Origin of the sequence: Pseudomonas benzenivorans (assembly GCF_033547155.1) — a bacterium.
In the GTDB taxonomy this organism is placed as follows: Bacteria; Pseudomonadota; Gammaproteobacteria; order Pseudomonadales; family Pseudomonadaceae; genus Aquipseudomonas; species Aquipseudomonas benzenivorans_B.
On the sequence record NZ_CP137892.1, the window covers coordinates 212,872 to 238,605 of the forward strand.

25 protein-coding genes are annotated in these 25,734 nt (G+C 67.7%); 18 read left to right on the forward strand and 7 right to left on the reverse strand.

The window, feature by feature from the left end; all coding sequences use genetic code 11:
- The first annotated feature begins 53 nt into the window (after positions 1-53).
- Entirely contained in the window at positions 54-719 is a 666-nt protein-coding gene (locus tag SBP02_RS01020) for a glutathione S-transferase family protein (RefSeq protein ID WP_318644563.1), read from the forward strand.
- Between the two features lie 39 nt (positions 720-758).
- On the opposite strand, the gene argH is transcribed toward SBP02_RS01020, so the two are convergent.
- Complete coding sequence (argH, locus tag SBP02_RS01025) at positions 759-2,153, reverse strand: argininosuccinate lyase (protein ID WP_318644564.1); 1,395 nt, start codon at positions 2,151-2,153, stop codon at positions 759-761.
- A 256-nt stretch (positions 2,154-2,409) separates the two neighbouring features.
- On the opposite strand from argH, the gene SBP02_RS01030 reads away from it, so the two are divergent.
- The 9 genes from SBP02_RS01030 (at position 2,410) to SBP02_RS01070 (ending at position 11,212) form a co-directional block, all read left to right on the forward strand.
- Positions 2,410-3,492, forward strand: a complete 1,083-nt coding sequence (locus SBP02_RS01030; RefSeq protein WP_318644565.1) for a sensor histidine kinase — start codon at positions 2,410-2,412, stop codon at positions 3,490-3,492.
- Entirely contained in the window at positions 3,489-4,235 is a 747-nt protein-coding gene (locus SBP02_RS01035; protein ID WP_318644566.1) for a LytR/AlgR family response regulator transcription factor, read from the forward strand. Before SBP02_RS01030 ends, SBP02_RS01035 begins: the two co-directional genes overlap by 4 nt.
- A 96-nt stretch (positions 4,236-4,331) precedes the next feature.
- Positions 4,332-5,270, forward strand: coding sequence for a hydroxymethylbilane synthase (hemC, locus tag SBP02_RS01040; RefSeq protein ID WP_318644567.1), 939 nt, complete (start codon positions 4,332-4,334; stop codon positions 5,268-5,270).
- Positions 5,267-6,040 carry a uroporphyrinogen-III synthase gene (locus tag SBP02_RS01045; RefSeq protein WP_318644568.1) on the forward strand — a complete coding sequence of 258 codons (774 nt, stop codon included), beginning with the start codon at positions 5,267-5,269 and terminating at the stop codon, positions 6,038-6,040. Before hemC ends, SBP02_RS01045 begins: the two co-directional genes overlap by 4 nt.
- Positions 6,041-6,056: 16 nt before the next feature.
- A complete protein-coding gene (locus SBP02_RS01050) occupies positions 6,057-7,211 on the forward strand; it encodes a uroporphyrinogen-III C-methyltransferase (protein ID WP_318644569.1) in 1,155 nt (384 codons plus the stop codon).
- On the forward strand, positions 7,208-8,458 hold the full coding sequence (locus tag SBP02_RS01055) for a heme biosynthesis HemY N-terminal domain-containing protein (RefSeq protein ID WP_318644570.1): 1,251 nt from the start codon (positions 7,208-7,210) through the stop codon (positions 8,456-8,458). Before SBP02_RS01050 ends, SBP02_RS01055 begins: the two co-directional genes overlap by 4 nt.
- A gap of 153 nt (positions 8,459-8,611) precedes the next feature.
- Positions 8,612-9,103 (forward strand): disulfide bond formation protein B, encoded by a 492-nt coding sequence (locus SBP02_RS01060; protein ID WP_281708428.1) that lies wholly within the window; start codon positions 8,612-8,614, stop codon positions 9,101-9,103.
- A 266-nt stretch (positions 9,104-9,369) separates the two neighbouring features.
- The gene (rsd, locus tag SBP02_RS01065) at positions 9,370-9,843 is read left to right on the forward strand and encodes a sigma D regulator (protein WP_318644571.1); all 474 of its coding nucleotides are present in this window, start codon (positions 9,370-9,372) and stop codon (positions 9,841-9,843) included.
- Positions 9,844-10,285: 442 nt separating this feature from the next.
- Positions 10,286-11,212, forward strand: coding sequence for an AlgP family protein (locus SBP02_RS01070; protein ID WP_318644572.1), 927 nt, complete (start codon positions 10,286-10,288; stop codon positions 11,210-11,212).
- Here SBP02_RS01070 and SBP02_RS01075 read toward each other — a convergent pair.
- On the reverse strand, positions 11,209-11,673 hold the full coding sequence (locus SBP02_RS01075) for a TIGR02444 family protein (protein WP_318644573.1): 465 nt from the start codon (positions 11,671-11,673) through the stop codon (positions 11,209-11,211). The two genes, SBP02_RS01070 and SBP02_RS01075, sit on opposite strands and share 4 nt — an antisense overlap.
- Positions 11,674-11,723: 50 nt before the next feature.
- On the opposite strand from SBP02_RS01075, the gene SBP02_RS01080 reads away from it, so the two are divergent.
- The 4 genes from SBP02_RS01080 to SBP02_RS01095 all read left to right on the forward strand — a co-directional run bounded on the left by SBP02_RS01080 (position 11,724) and on the right by SBP02_RS01095 (position 15,820).
- Entirely contained in the window at positions 11,724-13,640 is a 1,917-nt protein-coding gene (locus SBP02_RS01080) for an ATP-binding cassette domain-containing protein (RefSeq protein WP_318644574.1), read from the forward strand.
- Positions 13,641-13,835: 195 nt separating this feature from the next.
- The gene (locus SBP02_RS01085; protein ID WP_318644575.1) at positions 13,836-14,594 is read left to right on the forward strand and encodes a TerC family protein; all 759 of its coding nucleotides are present in this window, start codon (positions 13,836-13,838) and stop codon (positions 14,592-14,594) included.
- A 97-nt stretch (positions 14,595-14,691) separates the two neighbouring features.
- Positions 14,692-15,324 (forward strand): homoserine/homoserine lactone efflux protein, encoded by a 633-nt coding sequence (gene rhtB, locus SBP02_RS01090; RefSeq protein WP_318644576.1) that lies wholly within the window; start codon positions 14,692-14,694, stop codon positions 15,322-15,324.
- Positions 15,325-15,364: 40 nt separating this feature from the next.
- Positions 15,365-15,820: a YaiI/YqxD family protein gene (locus SBP02_RS01095; RefSeq protein WP_318644577.1), complete on the forward strand. Its 456-nt coding sequence runs from the start codon at positions 15,365-15,367 to the stop codon at positions 15,818-15,820.
- A gap of 49 nt (positions 15,821-15,869) precedes the next feature.
- Here SBP02_RS01095 and SBP02_RS01100 read toward each other — a convergent pair whose 3' ends face one another.
- The 4 genes from SBP02_RS01100 to SBP02_RS01115 all read right to left on the reverse strand — a co-directional run bounded on the left by SBP02_RS01100 (position 15,870) and on the right by SBP02_RS01115 (position 18,643).
- Positions 15,870-16,337 carry a thioesterase family protein gene (locus SBP02_RS01100; RefSeq protein ID WP_318644578.1) on the reverse strand — a complete coding sequence of 156 codons (468 nt, stop codon included), beginning with the start codon at positions 16,335-16,337 and terminating at the stop codon, positions 15,870-15,872.
- A gap of 116 nt (positions 16,338-16,453) precedes the next feature.
- A complete protein-coding gene (elbB, locus tag SBP02_RS01105) occupies positions 16,454-17,116 on the reverse strand; it encodes an isoprenoid biosynthesis glyoxalase ElbB (protein WP_318644579.1) in 663 nt (220 codons plus the stop codon).
- A gap of 13 nt (positions 17,117-17,129) precedes the next feature.
- The gene (locus SBP02_RS01110) at positions 17,130-17,960 is read right to left on the reverse strand and encodes a dienelactone hydrolase family protein (RefSeq protein WP_318644580.1); all 831 of its coding nucleotides are present in this window, start codon (positions 17,958-17,960) and stop codon (positions 17,130-17,132) included.
- A gap of 128 nt (positions 17,961-18,088) precedes the next feature.
- A complete protein-coding gene (locus tag SBP02_RS01115; protein WP_318644581.1) occupies positions 18,089-18,643 on the reverse strand; it encodes a DedA family protein in 555 nt (184 codons plus the stop codon).
- A gap of 212 nt (positions 18,644-18,855) precedes the next feature.
- Here SBP02_RS01115 and hemB point away from each other — a divergent pair, with 212 nt between their 5' ends.
- Together hemB and ppk1 are read left to right on the forward strand one after the other, a co-directional pair.
- Positions 18,856-19,869 (forward strand): porphobilinogen synthase, encoded by a 1,014-nt coding sequence (gene hemB / locus SBP02_RS01120; RefSeq protein ID WP_318644582.1) that lies wholly within the window; start codon positions 18,856-18,858, stop codon positions 19,867-19,869.
- A gap of 17 nt (positions 19,870-19,886) precedes the next feature.
- Positions 19,887-22,088 carry a polyphosphate kinase 1 gene (gene ppk1 / locus SBP02_RS01125; protein WP_318644583.1) on the forward strand — a complete coding sequence of 734 codons (2,202 nt, stop codon included), beginning with the start codon at positions 19,887-19,889 and terminating at the stop codon, positions 22,086-22,088.
- On the opposite strand, the gene ppx is transcribed toward ppk1, so the two are convergent.
- A complete protein-coding gene (ppx, locus tag SBP02_RS01130) occupies positions 22,075-23,577 on the reverse strand; it encodes an exopolyphosphatase (protein ID WP_318644584.1) in 1,503 nt (500 codons plus the stop codon). The genes ppk1 and ppx overlap by 14 nt on opposite strands.
- A 225-nt stretch (positions 23,578-23,802) precedes the next feature.
- Here ppx and trxA point away from each other — a divergent pair, with 225 nt between their 5' ends.
- Together trxA and rho are read left to right on the forward strand one after the other, a co-directional pair.
- Positions 23,803-24,129 (forward strand): thioredoxin TrxA, encoded by a 327-nt coding sequence (trxA, locus tag SBP02_RS01135; RefSeq protein WP_318644585.1) that lies wholly within the window; start codon positions 23,803-23,805, stop codon positions 24,127-24,129.
- A gap of 246 nt (positions 24,130-24,375) precedes the next feature.
- Positions 24,376-25,635 (forward strand): transcription termination factor Rho, encoded by a 1,260-nt coding sequence (gene rho / locus SBP02_RS01140; protein WP_318644586.1) that lies wholly within the window; start codon positions 24,376-24,378, stop codon positions 25,633-25,635.
- The last annotated feature ends 99 nt before the right edge of the window (positions 25,636-25,734 follow it).

Below are 25,734 nucleotides of genomic sequence, written 5' to 3' on the forward strand. Positions count from 1 at the left end.
CTGCCCATCGGCTAAACCTAGGGCCCCAATCATCGGTGCCGAAGGTCGTTGCCATGCTCAAGTTATATGGATTCGCGGTCAGCAACTACTACAACATGGTCAAGCTGGTGCTGCTGGAGAAGGGGCTGGCGTTCGAGGAAGTCACCGTTTACGCCACTCAGAGCGAGGCGTTCCTCGGTATCAGCCCGCGCGGCAAAGTGCCGGTGCTGGGGACCGAGCAGGGCTGCCTCAGCGAGACCAGTGCGATTCTCGATTACCTGGAGGACTGCGGAGCCGGCAAGGCCCTGCTGCCCGAGGAGCCCTTCGCCCGCGCCCAGGTGCGGGCGCTGATGCGCGAGATCGAGCTGTATATCGAGCTGCCGGCGCGCCTCGGCTACCCGCAAGCCTTCTTTGCCACGCGCATTGGCGAAGAAACCAAGGCCAGGTGCAGGGCCGAGCTGCTGGCCGGGGTCGCCGCGCTCAAGCGTCACGGCCGTTTCGCCCCCTATGTCGCCGGCGACGGCTACAGCCTGGCCGATATCTATTTCCTCTACAGCGTCGACCTGGCCTGCGGGGTGGCGAAGAAGCTGTTCGAGCTGGACCTGTTGGCCGACTTCCCGGCGGCCGCCGAGCTGCTCGCCCGGCTCAAGCAGAACCCCCATGTGCAGCGCATTGCCGCCGATCGGGACGCGGCCATGCCGGCGTTCCTGGCGATGCTCCAGGCCAAGGCGAAGGGCTGAGGTCAGGCGGCTCTTCGAGGGCCGCCTGAGCATGATGGCTCAGCGGCTGGCGAGCAGCTCGCGGCCGCGCTTGACCGCCGCACGCACCTGGTTCGGCGCGGTGCCGCCGATATGGTCGCGGGCGTTCACCGAGCCTTCCAGGGTCAGCACGGCGAACACGTCCTGCTCGATCTGATCGCTGAACTGGCGCAGTTCCTCCAGGCTCATCTCGGCCAGGTCCTTGCCGTTGTCCACGCCGTATTTCACCGCGTGGCCGACGATCTCGTGGCAGTCGCGGAAGGGCAGGCCCTTGCGCACCAGGTAGTCGGCCAGGTCGGTGGCGGTGGAGAAGCCGCGCAGGGCCGCCTCGCGCATGATGGCGTGCCTGGGCTTGAGTGCCGGGATCATGTCGGCGAAGGCGCGCAGGCTGTCGCGCAGGGTGTCGGCGGCGTCGAACAGCGGCTCCTTGTCCTCCTGGTTGTCCTTGTTGTAGGCCAGCGGCTGGCCCTTCATCAGGGTCAGCAGGCCGGTGAGGGCGCCGAACACCCGGCCGCTCTTGCCGCGTACCAGCTCCGGCACGTCGGGATTCTTCTTCTGCGGCATGATCGAGGAGCCGGTGCAGAAGCGGTCGGGCAGGTCGATGAATTGGAACTGGGCGCTGGTCCACAGCACCAGCTCCTCGGAGAAGCGCGACAGGTGCATCATCGCCAGGGAGGCGGCGGCGCAGAATTCGATGGCGAAGTCGCGGTCCGACACGCCGTCCAGGGAGTTGCCGGAGACGGCCTCGAAGCCCAGCAACTGGCAGGTGATGCTGCGGTCGATGGGGTAGGTGGTGCCGGCCAGGGCCGCCGAGCCGAGCGGCATGCGGTTGGTGCGCTTGCGGCAATCCACCAGGCGCTCATGATCGCGCGAGAGCATCTCGAACCAGGCCAGCAGATGATGGCCGAAGGTCACCGGCTGGGCGGTCTGCAGGTGGGTGAAGCCGGGCATGATGGTTTCGGCCTCACGCTCGGCCTGCTCCAGCAGGCCCTGCTGCAGGCGGGTGATCTCGGCCAGGATCAGGTCGATCTCGTCGCGCAGCCACAGGCGGATGTCGGTGGCCACCTGGTCGTTGCGGCTGCGACCGGTGTGCAGCTTCTTGCCGGTGACGCCGATGCGTTCGGTGAGCTTGGCCTCGATGTTCATGTGCACGTCTTCCAGGTCGACGCGCCAGTCGAACTGGCCGGCCTCGATCTCGCCCTGGATCTGCTTGAGGCCGTCGACGATGCTGTCGCGCTCGGCGTCGCTGAGCACGCCGACCTGGGCCAGCATGCTGGCGTGGGCGATCGAGCCCATGATGTCGTGGCGGTACAGGCGCTTGTCGAACTCGACGGAGGCGGTGAAGCGGGCGACGAAGGTGTCGACGGGTTCGCTGAAGCGGCCGCCCCAGGATTGGTTGGTCTTCTCTGTGCTCATGGGATTCGCTCGGCTGGTGCGCTGATTCATGCAGGCCGCGGGTAGTGCCTGCGTGGCGGAAAAAGTCCGTCGATAATAACAGGGTCGCGGGCAAAGTCGCCGCGGCGCGTGCGTCGACGGTGCCCTGCCGCGAGTGCTCTGACCAGTGTTGGCCAGGTCACAGTTCCATGTGTCGGCAGGGTATTTCGGCGATTTATTCGGCCCGCTGAGAGCCGGCTGCCTTGCCGCCAGGGGGCGCTACACGGAAACTGCGCCGATGCCTATTCAATGGATTACCCCCAAGCACCTCGCGGCCCCGGCCGACGATTTCTTCGTTCCCGAACTCTGCGAGCCGGAAGCCCTGCTGAGCATGGTGCTGCTCGCCGAGTTGCTGGTGCTGGTGCTGGTGCTCGCCGAACCCATGCTGCCCGGCTTCAACTGGGTGCGCCTGGCGCTGACCTCGCTGTTCGTGCAGTGGATCGTGCTGCTGTCGGCGGCGCTGCTGTGCCGCCTGCGCCCTTGGCTGGCGCGCCTGCGGGCGGCGCTGGCCGGTGGGCTGTGCTGCCTGCTGGTGGTCGGCCTGACCCTGGCCTGCACCGCGGTGGCCGATTACTACGAGCTCGGCGGGCCGCTGCCGCACAACGGCGAGGTCAACCTGTACCTGCGTCATGCGCTGATCAGCCTGATCATGTCGGCACTGCTGCTACGCTACTTCTATCTGCAGAGCCAATGGCGGCGGCAGGAGCAGGCCGAGTTGCGCGCGCGCATCGAGTCCTTGCAGGCGCGGATCCGTCCGCACTTCCTGTTCAACAGCCTGAACAGCATCGCCAGTCTGGTGGCCGTCGACCCGTACAAGGCCGAGCAGGCGGTGCTGGATCTGTCCGATCTGTTTCGCGCCAGCCTGGCCAAGCCCGGCAGCCTGGTGCCCTGGAGCGAGGAGCTGGCACTGGCCAAACGATATTTGTCGATCGAGCACTACCGGCTCGGCGAGCGCTTACAGTTGCAGTGGGAGGTGGCCGAGGTGCCGAACGATTTGCCGATTCCCCAGCTGACCCTGCAGCCGCTGCTGGAGAACGCCCTGATCTATGGCATCCAGCCGCGTATCGAGGGCGGCTTGGTACGGGTCGAGGCGAGCTACGCGGAGGGGGTGTTCCAGCTGTGCGTCAGCAACCCCTATGAGCAACAGGGCGAACCGCAACCCTCGCGCGGCACCCATCAGGCGCTGAACAACATCGATGCGCGCCTCGCGGCGCTTTTCGGAGCCCGGGCCAGCCTCAGCGTGGAGCGTCGTGACGGTCGCCACTACACCTGTCTACGCTATCCTTGTGCGAGACTCACGCAGGAAGCCGGTGCATTATGAATGTCCTGATAGTCGATGATGAACCCCTGGCCCGCGAGCGTCTTAGCCGGATGGTCGCTGACCTCGAGGGCTATCGAGTCCTCGAGCCTGCCGCCAGCAATGGCGAAGAGGCGCTGACCCTGATCGACAGCCTGAGGCCGGATATCGTGTTGCTGGATATCCGCATGCCCGGCCTGGATGGCCTGCAGGTTGCGGCCAAGCTGTGCGAACGCGAGGCGCCGCCGGCGGTGATCTTCTGCACCGCCCACGACGAATTTGCCCTGGAGGCATTCAAGGTCAGCGCGGTGGGCTACCTGGTCAAGCCGGTGCGCCCGGAGAACCTTGGCGAGGCATTGAAGAAGGCCGAGCGGCCGAACCGCGTGCAACTCGCCGCCCTGACCCGCCCGGCGGCCGAGACCGGCGGCGGCCCGCGCAGCCATATCAGCGCCCGTACCCGCAAGGGCATCGAGCTGATTCCGCTGGACCAGGTGATCTACTTCATCGCCGACCACAAGTACGTGACGCTGCGCCACGAGGGCGGCGAGGTGCTGTTGGACGAGCCGTTGAAGGCGCTGGAGGACGAGTTCGGCGAGCGCTTCGTGCGCATCCACCGCAACGCCCTGGTGGCGCGCGAGCGCATCGAGCGCCTGCAGCGTACTCCCCTCGGTCACTTCCAGCTGTACCTCAAGGGGCTGGATGGCGATGCGCTGGTCGTCAGCCGCCGGCATGTGGCCGGGGTGCGTAAGCTGATGCACAGTCTCTAGGCGTGCAGAGGCGCCGCAGGGTGCCTTGCATCCGGCGCAGGCCCTTGGCGGGCCAGCCTGTTATCATCCCCGGCGGTTCGTATTCTGGAATTGCCCATGTCCCGCGAAATTCGCATCGCCACCCGAAAAAGCGCCCTGGCCCTGTGGCAGGCCGAACACGTCAAGGCCCGCCTGGAGCAGGCCCATCCGGGACTCAGGGTCAGCCTGGTGCCGATGGTCAGCCGCGGCGACAAGCTGCTCGACGCGCCGCTGGCGAAGATCGGCGGCAAGGGCCTGTTCGTCAAGGAACTGGAGACCGCGCTGCTCGAAGGCCAGGCCGACATCGCCGTGCACTCGATGAAGGACGTGCCGATGGACTTCCCCGAGGGCCTGGGCCTGTACTGCATCTGCGAGCGTGAAGACCCGCGCGATGCCTTCGTCTCCAACCGCTTCGCCAGTCTCGACGCGCTGCCGGCCGGCAGCGTGGTCGGCACCTCCAGCCTGCGCCGCCAGGCCCAGTTGCTGGCCCGCCGGCCCGACCTGAAGATCCAGTTCCTGCGCGGCAACGTCAATACCCGCCTGGCCAAGCTCGATGCCGGCGAGTACGACGCCATCATCCTCGCCGCCGCCGGCCTGATCCGCCTCGGCTTCGCCGATCGCATCCGCTCCTCGATCAGCGTCGAGGACAGCCTGCCGGCGGGCGGGCAGGGCGCGGTGGGCATCGAATGCCGCAGCGCCGACAGCGAGATCCATGCCCTGCTGGCGCCCCTGCACCACGTCGACACCGCCCTGCGGGTGACGGCCGAGCGTGCGTTGAACAAGCGCCTCAATGGCGGCTGCCAGGTGCCGATCGCCTGTTACGCGGTGCGCGAAGGCGGGCAGCTGTGGCTGCGCGGCCTGGTCGGCCAGCCGGACGGTGGCCTGCTGCTGCGCGCGGAAGGCCGAGCGCCGGAAACGGCGGCCGAGCAACTCGGCGTGCAGGTCGCCGAAGCCCTGCTGGCCCAGGGGGCGGCGGCGATCCTGCAGGCGATCTACGGCGAGGCCGACGCCGAGTGAATACCTGGCGCCTGCTGCTGACCCGGCCGGCCGAGGAATGCCCGGCGCTGGCGGCGACGCTGGCGACCCGGGGCATCCACAGCAGCAGCCTGCCGCTGCTGGCGATCGAGGCGCTGGCCGAGACCGCCGAGCAGCGCGCGACCATCCTCGATCTGGACCGCTACAGCGCGGTGATCGCGGTGAGCAAACCGGCCGCCCGGCTCGGCCTGGAATTGCTCGACCGCTACTGGCCGCAACCGCTGGCCGAGCAGCCCTGGTTCGGCGTCGGGGCGGCCACCGCCGAGATCCTCGCCGACTACGGTCTGCGGGTTTACCACCCGGATGGGGGCGACGACAGCGAGAGCCTGCTGGCGCTGCCCCAGCTGCAGCAGGCATTGACCCGGGCCTTAACCCCGCGGGTGTTGATCCTGCGGGGCGAGGACGGGCGCGAATGGCTCGCCGAGTGTCTGCGCGAGCAGGGCGTGCAGGTCGACTACCTGCCGCTGTATCGCCGCCGGCTGCCGGACTACCCCGAGGGCACCTTGATCGGGCGGGTCCGTGGCGAGCGTCTGAATGGCCTGGTGATCAGCAGCGGCCAGGGGTTCAGTCACTTGCGGCTACTGGCCGGCGAGCACTGGCCTGAACTGGCTCGGCTACCCTTGTTCGTACCCAGCCCGCGGGTCGCCGAACAGGCGCATGCCGCGGGCGCCGAGATTGTTGTGGATTGCCGTGGCGCGAGCGCCGCGGCGTTGCTGGCGGCGTTGCAGGCGCAACCTGCCGCGGACCTCTGATGCAAAGGATGGATACGTGAGCGAAGCGACTTCCCCGAAAGAGCAAGAGCAACCCGTGCCGGACGCGCCCGATGTGGCGCCGCCAGCCGCCGACAAGCCGAGCGGCTCCACCTGGGGCGCCTTGCCGGTAGCCGCCCTGGCCCTGTTGCTGGGTGGCGCCGGCGCCGCCGCCGGCGGCTGGAGCCTGTGGCAGTTGCGGGGCCTGGAGGCGCAGGCGCAACAGCGACTCGAACAGGTGCGGGAGGCGCGCGAGCAGACCGAGGCCGTGGCCCAGCAGGCCGAGGGGCTGAGCGCGCGGCTGCAACAGCTGCCGACGGTGGCCGAGCTGGAAGAGCGCCGGCGTCTGCTGGCTCGACTGCAGGGTGACCAGCAGCTGCTCAACCAGCGCCTGGAGACCGTGCTCGGCGCCAGCCGCCAGGACTGGCGCCTGGCCGAGGCCGAGCACCTGCTGCGCCTGGCCAGCCTGCGCCTGTCCGCCCTGCAGGACATCGACAGTGCCAAGGCCCTGGTGCAGGGCGCCGACGAGATCCTCCGCGAGCAGGACGATCCGGCGGCCTTCGCCGCCCGCGAGCAGCTGGCCAAGAGCCTGGAGGCCTTGCGCGCGACGCCCAACCCGGATCGTACCGGGTTGTTCCTCCAGCTCGGCGCCCTGCGCGACCAGGCGGGGCAGCTCAGCGCCCTCAACCCGGTGTTCGACAGCCAGGGCGGGGTGCTCGGCGAGCTCGCCGCCCAAGGCGATGGCACCAGCTGGTGGTCCCAGGGGCTGCAGACCCTGTCCCAGTATTTCCGCATCGACTTCAGTGCCGACCAGAACATCCGACCGCTGCTCGCCGGGCAGAGCCTGACCCAGGTGCGCCTGGCTCTCAGCCTGGCCCTGGAGCAGGCGCAGTGGGCCGCCTTGCATGGGCAGACCCCGGTGTATCGGCAGGCGCTGCTGCAGGCGGCCGAGGTGCTGGATGCGCACTTCAACCGCGACAACCCGGCCAGCCGTGCCCTGCGTGCGCGCATCGACGAGTTGATCGGCCAGTCCGTCGAGGTGGTCGCACCGGATCTGAGCGACTCGCTCACTGCCGTGCAGGCCTATCTGCTGCGCAAGGAGTCGGCGCGTAACGGGCTCGTCCCCGAAGCGCCGGCCGCCGATACCCCGAGTGACGAGGAGGCGCGGCCATGAAGCGGGTCCTCCTGTTGCTCGCCGTGCTGCTGGTGGTGGCGGGGCTGGCGCTGCTCGGCATGGCCATCGCCGAGCACAAGGGCTACGTGCTGTTCGCCTACCAGGGCTTTCGCTACGAATCCAGCCTGTGGGCCTTCCTCGGGTTGCTGCTGGCGGTCTGGCTGCTGTGGCGCCTGCTGCGTCTGGCGCTGCGTCTGCTGCTGACCTCGGGGCGGCTGATCAATCCCTGGTCGCGTCTGCACCGCAGCCGCCGCGTGCGCCTGGCCTCCGAGCAGGGCTTCGTCGACCTGGCCGAGGGGCGCTGGGTGCCGGCGCTGCGCTACCTGCGGCGGGCGGCGGAAAGCGACCCGCAACCCCTGATGTACTACCTCAGCGCGGCGCGGGCCGCGCACAAGCTGGGCCAGCACGAGGACAGCGACGCCCTGCTGGAGCGGGCGCTCAAGCGCCAGCCCGACGCCGAGCTGGCGATCGCCCTGACCCATGCCAAGCTGCAGCAGGCGCGCGGGCAGAGCGACTCGGCGCGCGAAACCCTGGAGATCATGCGCGAGCGTTACCCCCAGCACCGCCAGGTGCTGCGTCAGCTGCAGCGCCTGTACCAGCAGGCCGGCGACTGGTCGGCCCTGCTCGGCCTGTTGCCGGAGCTGCGCAAGCACAAGGTCCTCGGCGGCGCTGAGCTGGCGGAGCTCGAGCGTCAGGCCTGGCACGGGCGTCTGGCCGCCGCCGGGCAGAACGGCGAAGGCGACGCGTCGGCGGCCCTGGCGGCCCTGACTCAGGCCTGGGAGCAGTTGTCCTCGGCCCAGCGTCAGGAGCCCGAACTGCTCGCCGTGTATGCCGAGCAACTGCGCGTTCTAGGCGCCGAGAGCGAGGCGGAGGAACTGCTGCACCAGGCCCTCAAGCGCAACTACGACAGCCGCCTGGTGCGCCTCTATGGGCTGCTGCGCGGGCGCAACCCGGGGCGCCAGCTGCAGGCGGCCGAGGGCTGGTTGAAGCAGCATCCGCAGGACGCCGGCCTGTTGCTGACCGTCGGCCGGCTATGCCTGCTGAATCAGCTGTGGGGCAAGGCCAAGGAATACTTCGAGAGCAGCCTGGTGTTCCAGCGCGATCCGGAGACCTGTGCCGAGCTGGCCCGCCTGCTGGCGCGTCTGGGCGAGGTCGAGCGCAGCAACCAGTTGTTCCAGGAGGGCCTGGGCTTGCTCGACCGGCGCCTGGGCGGCTTGCCGCTGCCACAACCTGCCGTCCACGACTAGGGTTCTAGCCCGGCGCCCTGGCATCGGGCGCCGGCGAGCGGACGCATGGCGCTTTGGGGCGGATGGCTAACCGCTCTGCTCGCTGGCTTTGCCTTGATCGCTCCGGGCGCTTTCCTCTACCGTAGGCGGCCTCGTATCCCCCTCGGAGCCGCCATGCCCCTGGCCAGTCCTCGTTCCCTTTACTCACTCGCCTGTCTTGGCTGTCTGGTGCTGATGGCCGTCGCGCTCTATTTGGAGCACGTGGTTGGCCTCGAGCCTTGCCCCCTGTGCGTCGTCCAGCGCGTCTGCGTGATCGGTTTCGGCCTCGTTTGCCTGATCGCCGCGCTGCATGCGCCGGGACGCGCCGGCCGCCGTGGTTATGCCGGGCTGGCGCTGCTGTTCGCCGCGGCCGGTGGCGGCACGGCCGCTCGGCAGATCTGGCTGCAGGGGGTGCCGGCGGATCAGCTACCGGCGTGCCTGCCGAGCCTCGACTACATGATGGAGGCCCTGCCGTTCCAGGAAATCGTGCGCCTGGTGCTGCATGGTTCGGCCGATTGCGCCGAAGTCAGCTGGACCCTGTTCGGCATGAGCATTCCGGAATGGAGCCTGCTCGGTTTCGTCGCCATGCTGGGCTTGGCCCTGGTGCAGTTGTTGCGCCGCGACTGACCGCCAGGCCCCATCTCCTGCCATCTTGCGCGCCGCCACCGGGAGATCGAGCCCAGGCGTGGCGTGGGGCGCAGATCAAACGGCTGTATGAAACTTTCTCGACCCGGTGCCTTGCCGGCACTGGCCCACGGGCATAATCTGGCTCGCACGCACCGCCGGAAAGTTGCCATTACGCGGTTGCCTTCCCAAGACCATGCACCGATTGACAATAAACCGTCTCGGATCGGACGTATAACAGGAATACCGATAAGGGAAGTGAGGTCGTCATGCTCGAGAGTTGTCAGAACGCCCAGGAGCGTTGGGGCGGGGTTCACCTGCTGATAGACCGCTGGTTGCAGGAGCGCCAAGAGTTGGTCGCCGCCTTCGCGGCCCTTAGCGAGTCCCCGCGGGCCCCCAGCGCCAATGCGCAAACCTTGCAGAAATTCTGCGAAGTACTGGTCGACTACGTGTCGGCCGGGCATTTCGAGGTCTACGAACAGCTGACCAGCGAGGCCAAGGCCTTCGGCGATCAGCGCGGCCTCGACCTGGCCAAGCGAATCTATCCCCGTATCGAGGCGATCACCGAAGTGGCGTTGTCGTTCAATGATCGCTGCGACAACGGCGACTGTCGTGACGGTGTGTCGCTGGGGGAGGAGTTGAACCGCCTCGGCCAATTGCTGCACGAGCGCTTCGAGTTGGAAGACTGCCTGATCGAAGTGCTGCACAACGCCCACCAGCAGCAGGCGACACCGGCCCTCTGAGCGAGGCGCGCCAGTCCCATGCCCTAGGCGCCCACCTGGAGCAATAGGGCGACATCGGGCAGGCGGGAGAGTGTCGCCGGCCCCTGCCACGCCAGGTTGCTGCGGCGAAGCGGCGGCGACATCTGGCATTCATCGGTACGACCGATCGCCCTTCCTGGGCCACCGCTCCGTGGTCCGCCTTCACCCGGTCCCCAACGTGGCTGCTGGCGCGGCGCGAGCGCCTATGGGCCTATGCCCCGGCCTTTTCTCGGGCATGAGGCCACCTCCCGTTACGCTCGTGCGCGCGCTGCTGCCCAGGGCTGCAAGAGGCCAGGGTCGCCCCGACTCGGCTCGCAAGGCCTCCTGGCGATAGAGACGGACCGCTCGGGCCCTGGCCCGCACTAGCGACCGCTGCCCCTGGCGACTAGTATGGGCTGCATCCACCCCCACGCGGAGGCGCGCCATGTCGGCCAAGAAGAACGCTAAGAAGAATACCGTTGGTACCCCCTTGCACTTGCTTCACCAGCTTTCCGGCAGCTTGCTCGAGCATCTGGAAAAGGCTTGTTCGCAAGCGTTGGCCGACGCCGAAAAGCTTTTAGCCAAGCTGGAGAAGCAGCGTGGCAGCGCCCAGGAAAAACTGCACAAGGCTCGGGGCAAGCTGCAGGATGCGGCTGCGGCCGGCAAGGCCAAGGCGCAGACCAAGGCCAAGACCCTGGTGGCCGAACTGGAAGACCTGCTCGATACCCTCAAGGCGCGGCAGACCGAGACCCGCAGCTACATCCTGCAACTCAAGCGCGATGCCCAGGAGAGCCTGAAGCTCGCCCAGGGAGTGGGCAAGGTCAAGGAGGCCGCGAGCAAGGCACTGAGCAGTCGTGAAGCCAAGCCGGCCGCGGTGAAGGCCGCCGCTGCCAAGAGCCCAGCGGCCAAGGTTCCCGCCAAGCCGGCGGCGCGCAAGGCCTCGACAGTTGCCAAGCCCGTCGCCAAGCCGGCGGCGAGGAAGCCGGCCGCTGCAGCCGCGAAATCGGCCGCTACGGCGTCGGCGAAACCGGCCGCCAAGCCCGCCGCCCGGTCGGCCACCAAGGCGCCCGCCAAGCCGGCAGCGGCTACGACCGCCGGTAAGGCCCCGGCGCGGGCCGCGGCGAAACCGGCGGCCAAACCCGCAGCGGCAAAGGCAGCCGATGCGGCCGGAGCCCCTGCCGACAAACCGGCCGCGAGCAAGGCACCGAGAAAACCGGCGACCAAGTCCGCGGCTAAGCCAGCAGCCAAGCCGGCGGCGAAGAGGCCCGCGGCCCGCAAGCCCGCGCCGAGCCCGTCAACTGCCCAGGCTGCGACCCGCGCGCCGGGGGCTGCTTCAGACGACGGTGGCGGCACGCCGCCCGCGACGTCCTAAGCCGGCAGGGCCGCGCCGCGCAGCTGTTGCAGCGCGGCGTCGGTCGCCGCCGTACGGCTGGGTGCCAGGGCGCCCAGCCAGGCCTCCAGGTCTTTCGCGGACTCGGCCGGCCAATCCCGGCTGGTCGCAGCCAGGCGCTGCATCTGCACCCGCTCGGCGTCCAGCTCGAGGCGCTTGATCTGCTCGCGCAGCCCGGCCAGGGCGTTGTCGCCTCGGGCAGCGTCCCGCCAGTCCTGGCGAATCTGCCGTAAGCGCTCGACCACCTGGCGTTGCCAGGGCCGAGCGATGGCTTGCAGCTGCTCGATTCGCCGCGCCGTGCAGGCGACGCCACGGCGGCCGAGCCATACGGCGCAGATCAGCAGGCAGACATCGGCGCCCTGGTCCTGCAACTGCAGACAGGCCGTCTCGACGCCAGGGCGTTGGTAGTAGTCTTCGGCGAAACGCCACAGATCAGTGGGCATGGTGCTTTCCGGGTATGTGGCAGGCGACTCTGATAGACTTCGCCGCCATTATGATCCGACTCCAGAACCTCACTCTACAGCGTGGTCCGCAGCGCCTGCTAGAAGGCGCCGAGCTGACCCTGCACGCCGGCCAGAAAGCCGGCCTGATCGGCGCCAACGGCGCCGGCAAATCCAGCCTGTTCGCCCTGCTGCGCGGTGAGCTGGGCCCCGACGCCGGCGACTGCCTGCTGCCGGCGGACTGGCGCATCGCCCACATGCGCCAGGAGGTCGATAATCTCGAACGCCTGGCGGTGGACTACGTGCTCGACGGCGATGTTCACCTGCGCCGCCTGCAGGCCGAACTGGCGACTGCCGAGGCCGCCCAGGACGGCGCCGCCATCGCCCGCCTGCACACCGAACTGGACAGCGCCGACGGCTACACGGCAGCCGCCCGCGCGCGCAAGTTGCTGGCCGGCCTGGGCTTCGAGCACGCCCAGATGGACCGCCGCGTCGGCGACTTCTCCGGCGGCTGGCGCATGCGCCTGAACCTGGCCCAGGCGCTGATGTGCCCCTCCGACCTGTTGCTGCTGGACGAGCCGACCAACCACCTGGATCTGGACGCCATCCTCTGGCTGGAGGGCTGGCTGAAGAGCTATCCCGGCACCCTGCTGCTGATCTCCCACGACCGCGACTTCCTCGATGCCGTGGTCGACCACGTGGCCCACCTGGATCAGCAGAAGCTGACCCTGTACCGCGGCGGCTACTCGGCCTTCGAGCGCACCCGCGCCGAACGCCTGGCGCAGCAGCAGCAGGCCTACGAGAAGCAGCAGGCACAGCGCGCCCACATGGAAAAATACATCGCCCGCTTCAAGGCCCAGGCGACCAAGGCGCGCCAGGCGCAGAGCCGGATCAAGGCCCTGGAGCGCCTCGAGGAACTGGCCCCGGCCCATGTCGACTCGCCCTTCGATTTCAGCTTCCGCGAGGCCAGCAAGATCTCCAGCCCGCTGCTGGACCTGGCCGAGGGCCGCCTCGGCTATGGCGACAAGGCCGTGCTGGAACAGGTCAAGCTGAGCCTGGCGCCGGGCGCGCGCCTGGGCCTGCTGGGGCCGAACGGCGCCGGCAAGTCGACCCTGATCAAGAACCTGGCCGGCGAGCTGCAGCCGATCGGCGGGCGCCTGCAGCGCGGCGAGAACCTGGTGGTGGGTTACTTCGCCCAGCACCAGCTCGACGCCCTCGACGACCAGGCCAGCCCGCTGCTGCACCTGCAGCGCCTGGCGCCGAGCGAGCGCGAGCAGACCCTGCGCGACTTCCTCGGCGGCTTCGATTTCCGCGGCGCCCGCTGCGACGAGCCGGTGCTGAACTTCTCCGGCGGCGAGAAGGCGCGCCTGGCCCTGGCGCTGATCGCCTGGGGGCGGCCCAACCTGCTGCTGCTGGACGAGCCGACCAACCACCTGGACCTGGAGATGCGCCTGGCCCTGACCCTGGCCCTGCAGGAGTTTTCCGGGGCCGTGGTGGTGGTCTCCCACGACCGTCACCTGCTCAAGAGCACCACCGACGAGTTCCTCTTGGTCGCCGACGGCCGCGTGCAGGCGTTCGACGGCGACCTCGACGACTACGCCCGCTGGCTGCTGGACTTCCGCGCGCGGCAGGCCCCGGTACCGGCGAATGGCGGCGAGGCCGGCCTCGAGCGGACCGACAAGCGTGCCCAGCGCCAGGCCGCCGCGGCGCTGCGCCAGCAGCTGGCGCCGCACAAGCGCGAGGCCGACAGGCTGGAGCAGGAACTCGGCCAGCTGCACGAGCGACTCGCCGGGATCGAGGCGTGCCTGGGCGATAGCGCGCTGTACGACGCGGCGCGCAAGGACGAGCTGCGCGACCTGCTGGCCGAGCAGGCCAAACTGAAGGGCCGCGAGGCCGACCTGGAGGAGCGCTGGCTGCTCGCCCTGGAAACCCTCGAAGCCCTGCAGCGTGAGTTGGAGGCAGCCAGTTGAGCCGGAAAATAGCGGACAAGTTGCCCGGCGAATGCCACGCCGAGGCCGTTCGGCGAGGCCTCGCCACGAGGCCAAGCAGAGGTGACTCGCGCCCCTATCGATAGCGACTCGTTTATTCAGCTGTTCAGCAACACCCTGCGCCCGTGGCGTGGCGGTGCTCACTCAAACCCTGGCAATCACGAGACCGAACGCACTATGGAATGGCTCGCCAACCCGGAAATCTGGGTCGCATTTCTCACCCTGACCGCCCTGGAGATCGTCCTCGGCATCGACAACATCATCTTCATCTCGATCCTCGTCAGCCGCCTGCCCAAGGAGCAGCAGCCGAAGGCGCGCTTCTTCGGCCTGGCCCTGGCCATGGGCACGCGAATCGCCCTGCTGCTGTCGATCGCCTGGGTGATGCGCCTGACCGCCGACCTGTTCCAGGTCTTCGGCCAGGGCGTGTCCGGTCGCGACCTGATTCTGTTCTTCGGCGGCCTGTTCCTGCTGTTCAAGAGCACCATGGAGATCTACCACAGCCTGGAGGGCGCCGAGGAGGCGCAGCAGGCCGCCGGCAAGGCCTACGGCTTCATGGGCATCATCGTGCAGATCGCCATCATCGACATCGTCTTCTCCCTGGACTCGGTGATCACCGCCGTGGGCCTGGTCGACAATGTGTCGGTGATGGTGGCCGCCATCGTCATCTCGGTGATCGTCATGATGCTCTCGGCGGGCACCATCAGCGACTTCATCGACAAACACCCGAGCCTGAAGATGCTCGCCCTGTCGTTCCTCATCGTGGTCGGTACCGTGCTGGTGGCCGAGGCCTTCGAGGTGCACGTGCCCAAGGGCTACGTCTACTTCGCCATGGCCTTCTCCCTGGCGGTGGAAGCCGTCAACATCCGCCTGCGCGGCGCCATGGCGCGGCGCAAGGGGCAGGAGCCGGTGCACCTGCGCAAGGGCTCGCCGGACTGATAGGCGAGGCTGGTTGTGCCGCAGCGCAAAGGGTAGGCTGATAGGCCTGCCCTTTTTTCTGGGCGACCCGTCAACAACACATTTCGAGGTATCCGCCATGGCCCTGCAGACCTGGCTCGCGTTTTTCGTCGCCTGTTGGGTGATCAGTCTGTCGCCCGGTGCCGGGGCCATCGCCTCGATGTCTTCCGGCCTGCAGTACGGTTTCTGGCGCGGTTACTGGACCGCCCTGGGGCTGCAGATCGGCCTGGCGCTGCAGATCGTCATAGTTGCCGCCGGGGTGGGGGCGATCCTCGCCGCCTCGGCGCTGGCCTTCAGCCTGATCAAGTGGTTCGGCGTGCTCTACCTGGTCTACCTGGGTTACCGCCAGTGGCGTGCGCTGCCCGCCGACATGGCCGCCGCACCCGCCCAGCGCCCCCTGGGGCGGCCGCTGACCCTGGTGTTGCGCGGCTTTCTGGTGAACATCAGCAACCCCAAGGCGATCATCTTCATGCTCGCCGTGTTGCCGCAGTTTCTCGACCCCCATGCGCCGCTGCTGCCGCAGTACCTGCTGATGGGCGTGACCATGATCGGCGTCGACCTGCTGGTCATGGCCGGCTACACAGGGCTTGCCTCGCGGGTTCTGGGTCTGTTGCGCACGCCGCGCCAGCAGCGCCTGCTGAACCGCAGCTTCGGTGCCCTGTTCATCGGCGCCGCGGCACTGCTGGCCACGGTGCGCCGGGCGCCGGCCTGAGGCCGGTTGCCTGCGGTCAACCCGAGGAGATCGCTGGTCGATGCGTGTGTGGATCGATGCCGACGCCTGTCCGCGGGCGGCCCGGGACCAGGTGGTGAAGTTCGCCCTCAAGCGCGGCTTCGAGGTGGTGCTGGTGGCGGGGCAGGCGGTGGCCCGGCCGGGCTTCGCCTGCGTGAAGCTGATCGTGGTGCCGAGCGGTCCGGATGCGGCGGACGACTACCTGGTCGAACACGCCGTGCCTGGCGAGCTGGCGATCTGCAGCGACGTGCCCCTGGCCGACCGCCTGGTGAAGAAGGGCGTGGTTGCCCTCGACCCGCGGGGACGCGAGTTCGACGAGCGCAACATGGGCGACAAGCTGGCCACCCGTAACCTCTTCACCGAGCTACGCGAGCAGGGCCAGGTCGGCGGTGGCCAGGCCGCCTATTCGGACAAGGACCGCCAGGCCTTCGCCAATTCGCTGGACCGCATCCTGACGCGTTTGAGTCGGCTGGGTTGAGGTGCCGGCACCCATCCCCCGGCAGCGGTAGCGCTGCGCTCGACCCGTCCTAGCCGCACAGATAGGTGCCGGTGCCCACCGCCACCAGGATGCCCTCGTCGTTGTGCAGCTCGCTGCGCACCACCGCCACCTTGTTGCCCGAGCGCAGCAGCACCGCGCTGGCGGTGAAGCCGCGACCGCGGCCGGGGCGCAGGTAGTCGATGCGCAGGTCGATGGTGCCGAGCTTGGACAGCCGCGCCATGCGCTCGCCGGCGGGCAGATGCTGGTGGCGCTCGAAGGCGCCGATCAGCGCCATGGCGCCGCCGGTCACGTCGAGCAGCGAGGCGATCACTCCGCCGTGGAGGATGCCGTGCATGAAGTTGCCGATCAGCTCGTCCTTCATCGGCAGGGTCATGGTCACCCGTTCCGGGGACAACAGCTCGAGCTCGATGCCGAGCAGCTGGTTGAACGGGATGCGTTGGAAGAAGCCGCTCACCGCCTGTTGCAGTTCAGGGGTGAGTTCGAAGGGTTGGGTCATGGAGCCTGCGCCTGGATGGAATGCGCCCACGCTGCCGCAGTGCGTCGGGCTTGACCAGTGGCGCGGCGGGTGTGCCGCGCGCATTGGCGGGATTGGCGTAGCGCCGTCGCGTCGGATCAGCCGCCATGGACCAGCTCGAGGACCCGATCGACCAGCTTGTTGATCCCCGAGGCGGCCTGGCTGATCGACTGGGCGAGCATGTAGGCCGGGGTGCTGACCAGCTTGCGCGCGCTGTCTTCGATTATCTCGCTGACCTCGCATTCGCGGTGCACGGCGCCCATCTGGGTCAGGGCCGCGGCGGTGTCGTGGTCGTTGCCTATGGTGCATTCCACGCCGTTGCCGAAGATCCGCGCGGCCAGCACCGGCGAGATGCAGATCAGGCCGATCGGCTTGGCGGCGTCGGCGAAGGCCTTGGCCGCCGCCAGCACGTCGGGCTGCACGGTGCAGTTGGCGCCGCTCAGGGCGAAGTCGGAGAGGTTCTTCGCCGCGCCGAAGCCGCCGGGCAGGATCAGCGCGTCGAAGTCGTCGACATGCAGTTCGCGCACGTCCTTGATCTTGCCGCGGGCGATGCGCGCGGACTCGACCAGCACGTTGCGGCTCTCGTCCATCTCGTCGCCGCTGTAGTGGTCGACCACGTGCAGCTGCTCGATATTGGGGGCGAAGCACTGCACCTGGGCGCCGCGCTGGTCGAGGCGCAGCAGGGTGATCACGCTTTCGTGGATTTCCGCGCCGTCGTAGACGCCGCAACCGGACAGAATCACTGCCACTTTCTCTTTCATTCAATACTCCTGGTCATTGGGCTGGGCCGAGGTGGCTGCGCAGGAAGCCTCTGGCTAGCTGCTGGGCATCCTTGGCGAGTTGCGGTTGGTAAGTGGCCAGATCGCTGAGATGATCGAACACATGATCGGCCTGGGCATAGCGTTTCACCTGGATCGCGCCGGCAGGCAGATGTTGCAGGGCGTCCAGGCACTGGCGGTGGTCGGTGATGTGGTCCTCGCCGGCCAGCAGCATCAGCTGCGGCGGCTGCGGGTTCATCCGTCGACGCAGCTCGGCGGGAAAGCCGCAATAGGGGTAGTAGAGGATCGCCGCCTTGACCCGCTCCAGGCCCTGACGGCCCGGTGCGGCGAAGCCATGGCCGGCCTCGCCGGCGTAGGCCAGGGCATCGAGAATGCTCCAGCCGCCGTGGGAGAAGCCGAGCAGGGCCAGGCGCTGGCCGTCGACCGGCGGCAGTTGGGCGGCCAGCTCGATGGCGGCGTAGACGTCCAGGGCGCGCTGGTTGCCCCACAACCGCTTCCCGGCGCACACCGGCCGCCAATCGTCGATGCCGCGGGCCGCGTAGCTGTCGACGAACAGGGTGGCGTAGCCGGCCGGCAGCAGCCAGGCATTGACGCTGTCGAGCATCGCCTGGCGTTGTCCGCTGCAGCCGTGGAACACCAGCACGGTGGCGAACGGCCCCTTGCCTTCCGGGGTGAACAGACGCAGGTGCGGGGCCAGGCGGGTCTTGGCGTGGTTCAGGTCATCGGCTTTCGGCAGCAGCGCCGCGCGATAGGGGTAGAGGCCGGCCAGGGCGGCGATGCTCAGCAGGGTCAGGGCGGTCAGGAGCCGGCGAAGAGGTCTGCGCATACTGTCGTCATCTGTCACTCGATCACCTGGGCGCAAGGGGCTCCGCCCGGCGGGTTGTCATCCTTAGCAATCCTAGCCGCTGGCGGCGCACCGCGACATGCGGCGGGGCGAATTCTGCCGGGGCGCCGTCAGTCGCTCGGCCGGCGCAGGCGCCGCCGCAGCCACAGGACCGCGGCGAGCAGTAGCAGGGCGGCGAAGATGTACCGCTGATAGCGGTGCAGGTCGCCGAGCAGCACCTCCAGGGCCGCGCCCAGGTGATAGGCGGCCAGGCCCAGGCCGCCGGCCCACAGCGCCGTGCCCAGGGCGTCGAGCAGCAGGTAGCGGCGCCAGGAGTAGCCGGACAGGCCGATGGCCAGCGGCATCACCGTGCGCATGCCGTAGATGAAGCGAAAGCTCAGCACCCACAGGTCCGGGTAGCGGCGCAGGTGGCGCAATGCCTTCTCGCCCAAGGCATGCCAGTGGGGCCGGCGGTCGAGGATGGCGCGGCCGTGACGACGACCCAGGTGGTACCACAGCTGGTCGCTGGCATAGGTGCCGCAGAAGGCGCAGAGCACCACCCATTCGAGGCTCAGGTAGCCACGCAGGGCCAGGTAGGCCGCCAACAGCAGCGACATCTCGCCTTCGAGGAAGGTGCCCAGGACCAGGGCGGGGTAACCGAATTGTTGCAGCAGGTCTTCGAGCATGGAGCAAACCGCAGGCCGGGGCGTTCAGCCTACTCCCTCGGCGCGGCGGGGAAAACCGCGGCTGGCTCGACGCCGGCGCGTCGGCATGAGCACAATGGCGGCTCGGCCGCTGCGACGCGCAGTCGCAGACTCGATAGGGCTGTCATCTATTGGTCATAATGGCCGCTTATAACTGTCACACTCGCCCGTCCGTGCGGGCTCTGGAGTCTGCCGTGAGCTTTACCCCCGCCAACCGCCTGTTCCCCGCCACCCGCCTGCGCCGCAACCGCCGCGACGACTTCTCCCGGCGCCTGGTGCGCGAGCACCGCCTGAGCGTCGACGACCTGGTCCTGCCGGTGTTCGTGCTCGATGGCGAGGGCCGCCGCGAGGCGATTCCATCGATGCCCGGCGTCGAGCGCCTGTCCATCGACCTGCTGCTGGAGACCGCGGAAAAATGGGTGGCCCTGGGCATTCCGGCCCTGGCGCTGTTCCCGGTGACGCCGCTGGAGAAGAAGTCCCTGGATGGCAGCGAGGCCTGGAACCCGGAGGGCATCGCCCAGCGCGCGATCCGCGCCCTGCGCGCGCGCTTCCCGGAGCTGGGGGTGATCAGCGACGTGGCCCTGGACCCCTTCACCACCCACGGCCAGGACGGCATCCTCGACGACAGCGGCTACGTGCAGAACGACATCACCGTCGACGCCCTGGTCAAGCAGGCGCTGTCCCATGCCGAGGCCGGCGCCCAGGTGGTGGCGCCCTCGGACATGATGGACGGCCGCGTGCAGGCGATCCGCGAGGCGCTGGAGCTGGCCGATCACAGCAACGTGCGCATCATGGCCTATTCGGCCAAGTACGCCAGCGCCTACTACGGCCCGTTCCGCGACGCGGTCGGCTCGGCGGCCAACCTCGGCAAAAGCAACAAGAACAGCTACCAGATGGACCCGGCCAACAGCGACGAGGCGCTGCACGAGGTGGCCGCCGACCTGGCCGAAGGCGCCGACATGGTCATGGTCAAGCCAGGCATGCCCTACCTGGACATTCTCGCCCGGGTGAAAAGCGAATTCCGCGTGCCGACCTTTGTCTACCAGGTCAGTGGCGAGTACGCCATGCACATGGCGGCGATCCAGAACGGCTGGCTCTCCGAGGCGGTGATCCTCGAGTCGCTGACCGCCTTCAAGCGCGCCGGCGCCGATGGCATCCTCACCTATTTCGCCGTTCGCGCGGCAGAACTCTTGCAACAGGGGCGCTAGTCCCCCAGGACCAGACGATGAATACCGAAGGACTCACCCAGAGCGAACTGCTCGAGCCCCAGGCGCCGGCCGCCGAGTTGCCGGAACCGCCGGAGCCGGTGCCGGTCGAGGCGCCCACACCGGCGCCGCCGCTGGTGGTGCCGAGCCTGGACGACAGCAGCCTGTACATCCATCGCGAGCTGTCGCAGCTGCAGTTCAACATCCGCGTGCTGGAGCAGGCGCTGGACGAGTCCTATCCGCTGCTGGAGCGGCTGAAGTTCCTCTTGATCTTCTCCAGCAACCTCGACGAGTTCTTCGAGATCCGCGTCGCCGGGCTGAAGAAGCAGATCAACTTCGCCCGCGAGCAGGCCGGTGCCGACGGCCTGCAGCCGCACCAGGCGCTGGCGCGCATCAGCGAGCTGGTGCACGAGCAGGTCGGCCGCCAGTATGCGATCCTCAACGACGTGCTGTTTCCGGCCCTGGCCAAGCACAACATCAACTTCATCCGCCGCCGCCACTGGAACACCAAGGTCAAGGCCTGGGTGCGCCGCTACTTCCGCGACGAGATCGCGCCGATCATCACCCCGATCGGCCTCGATCCGACCCACCCCTTCCCGCTGCTGGTGAACAAGAGCCTGAACTTCATCGTCGAGCTGGAGGGGGTCGACGCCTTCGGCCGCGATTCGGGCCTGGCGATCATCCCGGCGCCGCGCCTGCTGCCGCGGGTGATCCGGGTGCCGGAAGACGTGGGCGGGCCCGGTGCCAACTACGTGTTCCTCTCCTCGATGATCCACGCCCATGCCGACGACCTGTTCCAGGGCATGAAGGTCAAGGGCTGCTACCAGTTCCGCCTGACCCGCAACGCCGACCTGTCGGTGGATACTGAGGACGTCGAGGACCTGGCCCGCGCCCTGCGTGGCGAGCTGTTCTCCCGGCGCTACGGCGATGCGGTGCGTCTGGAGGTGGTCGACAGCTGCCCGAAGAACCTGTCCGACTACCTGCTCAAGCAGTTCGGCCTGACCGAGGGCGAGCTGTACCAGGTCGGTGGCCCGGTCAACCTGACCCGGCTGTTCAGCATCACCGGTCTGGATAGCCATCCGGAACTGCAGTACACGCCGTTCACCCCGGTGATCCCCAAGCTGCTGCAGAACAGCGAGAACATCTTCAGCGTGGTCAGCAAGCAGGACATCCTCCTGCTGCACCCCTTCGAGTCCTTCACCCCGGTGGTCGACCTGCTGCGCCAGGCCGCCAAGGACCCCCACGTGCTGGCGATCAAGCAGACCCTGTACCGCAGCGGGGCCAACTCGGAGATAGTCGATGCCCTGGTGGAGGCGGCGCGCAACGGCAAGGAGGTCACCGCGGTGATCGAGCTGCGTGCGCGCTTCGACGAGGAGTCCAACCTCGCTCTGGCCAGCCGTCTGCAGGCCGCCGGCGCGGTGGTGATCTACGGCGTGGTGGGGTTCAAGACCCACGCCAAGATGATGCTGATCCTGCGCCGCGAGAACGGCGACATCGTCCGCTACGCCCACGTCGGCACCGGCAACTACCACGCCGGCAACGCCCGCCTGTACACCGACTACAGCCTGCTCACCGCCGACGTGGCCCTCGGCGAGGACGTGGCCAAGCTGTTCAGCCAGCTGATCGGCATGGGCAAGACCCTGCGCATGAAGAAGCTGCTGCACGCGCCCTTCACCCTGAAGAAGACCCTGCTCGACCTGATCGCCCGCGAGACGGCGCTGGCCGGCGAGGGCAAGCCGGCGCACATCATCGCCAAGTTCAATTCGCTGACCGACGCCAAGATCATCCGCGCGCTGTACAAGGCCAGTCAGGCCGGGGTGAAGATCGACCTGGTGGTGCGCGGCATGTGCTGCCTGCGCCCGGGCATTCCCGGGGTGTCGCACAACATCCAGGTGCGCTCGATCATCGGCCGCTTCCTCGAACACACCCGGGTGTTCTACTTCCTCAACGAGGGCGAGGAGAAGATCTACCTGTCCAGTGCCGACTGGATGGAGCGCAACCTGGACAAGCGCGTCGAGACCTGCTTCCCGGTCGAGGGCAAGAAGCTGATCACCCGGGTGAAGAAGGAGTTGGAAAGCTACCTGACCGACAACACCCAGGCCTGGGTGCTGCAGCCGGATGGCCGTTACCTGCGCTGCAGCCCGACCGGCAACCAGAACCCGCGCAGCGCCCAGGCCGGCCTGCTGGAGAAGCTCACCGCGCCGGTGGTCAGCGCACGCTGAGGTCGATGCCGACCCGCTTGAGCCACTCCGCTTCCTGGGTGAAGTCGGCCTGGGTCAGCGGGTTGGCCGCCAGCCAGTCGTCCGGGAAGCGAATCTCCAGGCTGCCCTGGTCTGCCCGCAGCTGTACCTGGGGCATTTCCTGGGTGCCGCGGATGTGGTGGAAGAGGATGGCGAAGCGTAGCAGCACGCACAGGCGCACCAGCTTGATGCCTTCTTCGCCGAAGTCGGCGAGCTTCTCCTTGGGAATGTTGCGCCGATGGCCGCGCACCAGCAGCGCCAGCATCTGCTGGTCGAGGCGCGAGAAGCCGGCCAGGTCGGAGTGCTCGACCAGGTAGGCGCCGTGCTTGTGGTACTGGTAGTGGGCGATGTCCAGGCCGATCTCGTGGACCCGTGCGGCCCACACCAACAGCTCGCGGTGCCAGTCATCGCTGAGTTGCCAGCTGTGCTTGACCTGCTCCAGGGCTTCCAGCGCCTTGCTTTCGACCCGTGCGGCCTGCTCCAGGTCGACGTGATAGCGTTCCATCAGTGCGCTCAGGGTGCGCTCGCGCACGTCCTCGTGCTGGTGGCGGCCGAGCAGGTCGTAGAGCACGCCCTCGCGCAGCGCCCCTTCGGAATGGACCATGCGCTGGATGTCGCAGGCATCGAAGATGGCCTCGAGAATCGCCAGGCCGGCGGGGAAGATGCCGCGCCGATCCGGCTTGATGCCCTCGAGGTCGAGCTTGTCCACCTCGCCGAGCTTGAACAGCTTGCGCTTGAGCCAGGCCAGGCCTTCGGCGTTGATCTCGCCGGTGCCCAGGCCGGCGGCCTGGATAGCCAGGCCGACGGCCTTGATGGTGCCGGAGGCGCCGACCGCGTCTTCCCACTTGTGCCGGCGCAGGGCGTGCTCGATGCCCATCACCTCCAGGCGCGCCGCGGTGTAAGCCTGGGCATAGCGGGCCGGGGTGATCTTGCCGTCGCGGAAGAAGCGCTGGGTATAGCTGACGCAGCCCATCTGCAGGCTCTCGCGCAGCAGGGGTTCGAAGCGCTGGCCGACGATGAACTCGGTGCTGCCGCCGCCGATGTCGGCGACCAGGCGCTTGCCCGGGGTGTCGGCGATGCTGTGGGACACGCCGAGGTAGATCAGGCGCGCCTCCTCGCGGCCGGAGATGACCTCCACCGGATGGCCGAGGATTGCCTCGGCGCGGCGGATGAACTCGGCGCGGTTGCGCGCCTCGCGCAGGGCGTTGGTGCCGACGATGCGTACCGCGCCCTCCGGCAGGCTGGCGGTCAGCTGGGCGAAGCGGCGCAGGCAGTCGAGTCCGCGGACCATGGCGTCCTCGCTGAGCAGGCGCTGCTCGTCGATGCCGGCGGCCAACTGGACCTTGTCGCCGAGGCGTTCGAGCACGCGGATCTCGCCGTGATCGGCCTTGGCCAGAACCATGTGGAAGCTGTTGGAACCCAGGTCAATGGCTGCAATCAAGGGAAAGGACTCGGCTGGGGTGTGCGGCATGGGGTCAGGGTCTCGACACGGGACAGGGCCATCCTGCCACGATAGGCCGGGTGAGCCAACGCATACTGTTGTCGCATGGCCGGCCTCGCAGCGTCGGCCATGACGGTCAGGCGTCGATAAGTTTGTCCTGCCCCATAGTTAAGCTCAATGGCGCCCGCCTTCCTGTGCCAGGCAAGCCGGGCTATGATATCGATCACTTTTTGCTTCCGAACACGGAGACTTTCCATGAGCGATTTCATCACCAACGTCAGCGATGCTAGCTTCGATGAAGAAGTTATCCAGGCTGAGGGTCCGGTACTGGTCGACTACTGGGCTGAGTGGTGCGGCCCGTGCAAGATGATTGCCCCGGTTCTTGACGAGATCGCCCAGACCTACCAGGGCAAGCTGAAGGTCTGCAAGCTGAACATCGACGAGAATCAGGACACCCCGCCGAAGTACGGCGTGCGCGGTATCCCGACCCTGATGCTGTTCAAGAACGGCAACGTCGAGGCGACCAAGGTCGGCGCCCTGTCCAAGTCGCAACTGGCGGCTTTCCTCGACAGCAACATCTAAAGTCGCTGTGCACGAAAAAGCCCCGTCACCTGCGGGGCTTTTTTCTGGCCGAAGGCTAGACGCCTTCGTCGGGCCGGTGTTACATTCGGCCTCGCTGCATTTCCTATGCAGCCCTCTGCAAGCCGTCGCCGACGCATTCCTACTCGAATATCTTCGCTACACCCGTAGGCGATCCTTTCGCCTCCCAGCGGCGCGGCTTCCCAAGCTACTAGCTTATTTTCCCTCCTTCATGATTACGTCATTCCTATGAATCTGACCGAACTCAAGCAAAAGCCGATCACCGAACTGCTGGAAATGGCCGAACAGATGGGCATCGAGAACATGGCCCGTTCGCGCAAGCAGGACGTGATTTTCTCGCTGCTGAAGAAACACTCGAAGAGCGGCGAGGAAATCTCCGGTGATGGCGTGCTGGAGATCCTCCAGGACGGTTTCGGCTTCCTTCGCAGCGCGGACGCCTCCTATCTGGCCGGCCCGGACGACATCTACGTCTCGCCCAGCCAGATCCGCCGCTTCAACCTGCGCACCGGCGACACCATCGTCGGCAAGATCCGCCCGCCGAAAGAAGGCGAACGTTACTTCGCGTTGCTCAAGGTCGATACCATCAACTACGACCGTCCGGAGAACGCCAAGAGCAAGATCCTGTTCGAGAACCTGACGCCGCTGTTCCCCAATCAGCGCCTGATGATGGAGGCCGGCAACGGCTCCACCGAGGACATCACCGGTCGGGTGATCGACCTCTGCGCACCGATCGGCAAGGGCCAGCGCGGCCTGATCGTCGCCCCGCCCAAGGCCGGCAAGACCATCATGCTGCAGAACATCGCGGCCAACATCACCCGCAACAACCCCGAGTGCCACCTGATCGTCCTGCTGATCGACGAGCGCCCGGAAGAAGTGACCGAGATGCAGCGTACCGTGCGCGGCGAAGTGGTCGCCTCGACCTTCGACGAGCCGCCGACCCGCCACGTGCAGGTCGCCGAGATGGTGATCGAGAAGGCCAAGCGCCTGGTCGAGCACAAGAAGGACGTGGTCATCCTGCTCGACTCCATCACCCGCCTGGCGCGCGCCTACAACACCGTGATCCCCAGCTCCGGCAAGGTGCTCACCGGTGGTGTCGATGCCCACGCCCTGGAGAAGCCCAAGCGTTTCTTCGGCGCCGCGCGCAACATCGAGGAGGGCGGCTCGCTGACCATCCTCGCCACCGCGCTGGTGGAGACCGGCTCGAAGATGGACGAGGTGATCTACGAGGAGTTCAAGGGCACCGGCAACATGGAGCTGCCGCTGGACCGCCGGATCGCCGAGAAGCGCGTGTTCCCGGCCATCAACATCAACAAGTCCGGCACCCGCCGCGAGGAGTTGCTGACCGCCGAGGACGAGCTGCAGCGCATGTGGATCCTGCGCAAGCTGCTGCACCCGATGGACGAGATCGCCGCCATCGAGTTCTTGATCGACAAGCTCAAGGCAACCAAGACCAACGACGAGTTCTTCCTGTCGATGCGTCGCAAGTAAGCCGCTGCGCTGTGACGAAGGCCGGGGAAACCCGGCTTTCGTGTATCTGCGTGCCCGCTATCCTTCTGAATAACCCAGTTCGGCGCTAAACTTTGCCCC